This is a genomic window from Sphingobacterium sp. JB170 (assembly GCF_900163865.1).
Lineage (GTDB): Bacteria > Bacteroidota > Bacteroidia > Sphingobacteriales > Sphingobacteriaceae > Sphingobacterium.
The window spans coordinates 1-2,357 of record NZ_FUKU01000009.1; the positions used below are offsets into that span (position 1 = coordinate 1).

A 2,357-nucleotide genomic window follows, 5' to 3' on the forward strand; every position below is an offset into this window, starting at 1 on the left:
GTATCCGCCCGATGAACCCCGTCTATTATTATTCCAATAATTTATTAGGTGTTTTTTCAATAAGCTGAAAACCATTTTCTAGGCTTGCTGTTTCAACTTAAAGTTCTGCGGGTAGAGGTCTTTGATATTTTTATGATTGATAATCATGATGTTTTCCAAGGCATATTTTAGCCATTGGTAAGGGTTTACTTCATGCTTCTTGCAGATTGCAAAGAACGAATAAATCATGGCCGCACGTTGAGCAGCCTCATGTGTTCCAGCGAACAAATAGTTCTTTCTTCCTAGCGTGAGGGGTCTCAGGGCATTTTCAACGAGATTATTGTCAATTTCGAGTTCGCCATCATAAAGGTAAACGTTCAAAGCATCCCATCGGGCAATGATATACCGCATGGCTTTTCCGATTTGGCTTTTGGGCAAAGTATTTTTCACTTCTTGGGCAATCCACTTGCCCAATTGATTCAATACCGGTAACGATTTAGTAAGCCGCAGTTCTTTTCTGGCTTTTGCGTCTAGGCTATTTTCTCGTGCTTCTCTCTCTACTGCATACAGCTTTTGGGTCAAGAGCATCACCGTGCCTGCTCGTTTGGGATCATTGTCCAATGAACGTTCTATTTCCCTTCTGGCGTGTGCCCAACAACCAAGGTGTGTTACCCCTTTTCGTGCACCAATTTTAGTGTATACAGGATACCCATCACTTTGCAGGTAGCCCTGAAAGTTTTGCAATACATTTACCGCGGCAATCGCTCCACGGGTGGGTTGGTAATCAAAGAGTACAGTTTTGTCCAATGGGCAATGGTACACCCAATAATACCCTTGATGGCAGGCATCTTTCTTGGTGCTTTCCAGTACTTTTATCGGAGTTTCATCTGCTTGAAGATATCCTTTGGATCGGGTATCGAACAACAGTTGTTCATAAAGTGGTTCTAATCTTTGGAGTGCTTTTTTTGTCCAGCCTTCCAATGTGGAAGAAGCAATGGGAATCTTCTCCCTTGAGAAGCGTTGTTTCTGGCGGTAAAGCGGCAAATGGTCGACATACTTGTCCACCAAGATGCTGCTCAAGAGCCCCGAACCCGGGATGCCTTTATCGATGATGCGTTCCGGTAATTCTCCAATGATAACTCCTTCTTTTTGCTTGTTGGTGTATTTATAGCGAATATAACGCTTGATGAAAAAACGGGCCGGTTCACATTCCAATTCTTCGGTAATGTCTTTACCAATACAGATCATTTCCGAAAGATCACCTTCTGGGTATATTTTAACTTCTTGGACAGGAAGATGTGATGGTAGGGCTGCGCGGCCACCTTTCTTTTCTGTTTGTCTTTTGCGTTCATAGGTGATTTTCTCTTTAATCACTTCTTCCTGCTCCGACTTTTGTTCGGTAGACAGCTCAAAAGGTAAAGGTAATTGTGAAGGATCGCTTTCAAAGCGTTCCCGCTTCTGGCCAAACTGCATCCGCTTGTACATTTCCGCCTGGGCTTTGTAGTAAGCAACTTCTTGTTTCAGCCCTTGAATTTCCTGCTCAACAGACGTCGACTCCCGTTTTTTTATCAGGTCGATAAGCTCTTGTTTTGAAAGGGATTCCAGTGCCGTTTGCATGGTGTAAAGGTACGAAAAAGACTGCTTTTGAACAAGAAAAAAGGTTGCTTTATTTTATTAAAAACACCCTTATCACAACCTATAACGTGCTTTTTGTGTGCTTTTCTGAACCTGTATCCCTTCGACCATCAGGACTAGGTCGGTCCAGCTTATGTTCTGCTTTTTGTCACCCGGAGCAGGTGCAGCGAACGTGCCTTTTTCAAGACGTTTATAATACAGCACAAAGCCACCATTCTGCCAGTGCAGTAGTTTCATGTGGGTGCGTCTTTTGTTTAGGAAAACGAACACCTCTCCGCTAGTGGCATTCCGACCAAGTTCTGAAGAAATAAGCCCACAAAGCCCGTCAAAACTTTTCCTCATATCGCAACTCCCTTCGTATAAGTAATAATAATGTGAACTGCTTAGGCCGAACATCTAGAGCTTCAACAGTTGGGAAAGAGTAGCAAGATCGACACTTCTTACACAAAGCTTCACTCCGTTGGGATAAGTGATTTCGTAACTCGAATCAAAGCTGGGCGGTTGCAGACGGATAAAACCACCAGATTCCGTTTTCTCATTCTGGGTTTTGGTTATCCAATAATTGAAGGTATGGATATTGACACCATGATTCTCGCAGAATAGCTTCTTACTCAGAGCCGATTTACGCCAATTTTCGACCAAATCGAACATCCTTTCTTTTTTTGTCATCTTTATTGTTTTTTGAACAGCAAAGATAAATGGAGTAAAGATTAGCTCCTATACGGGGTTAGTAGGGCGGATAC

Annotated in this window: 3 protein-coding genes; all 3 read right to left on the reverse strand. The window is 42.9% G+C overall.

Annotated features, from left to right (window positions below):
- Positions 1-78 precede the first annotated feature (78 nt).
- Positions 79-1,596 carry an IS66 family transposase gene (locus FM107_RS01150; protein ID WP_086946690.1) on the reverse strand — a complete coding sequence of 506 codons (1,518 nt, stop codon included), beginning with the start codon at positions 1,594-1,596 and terminating at the stop codon, positions 79-81.
- Positions 1,597-1,668: 72 nt separating this feature from the next.
- Positions 1,669-2,010 (reverse strand): IS66 family insertion sequence element accessory protein TnpB, encoded by a 342-nt coding sequence (tnpB, locus tag FM107_RS01155; protein WP_086946691.1) that lies wholly within the window; start codon positions 2,008-2,010, stop codon positions 1,669-1,671.
- A complete protein-coding gene (locus FM107_RS01160) occupies positions 2,011-2,283 on the reverse strand; it encodes a hypothetical protein (protein WP_086946692.1) in 273 nt (90 codons plus the stop codon).
- Positions 2,284-2,357 lie beyond the last annotated feature (74 nt).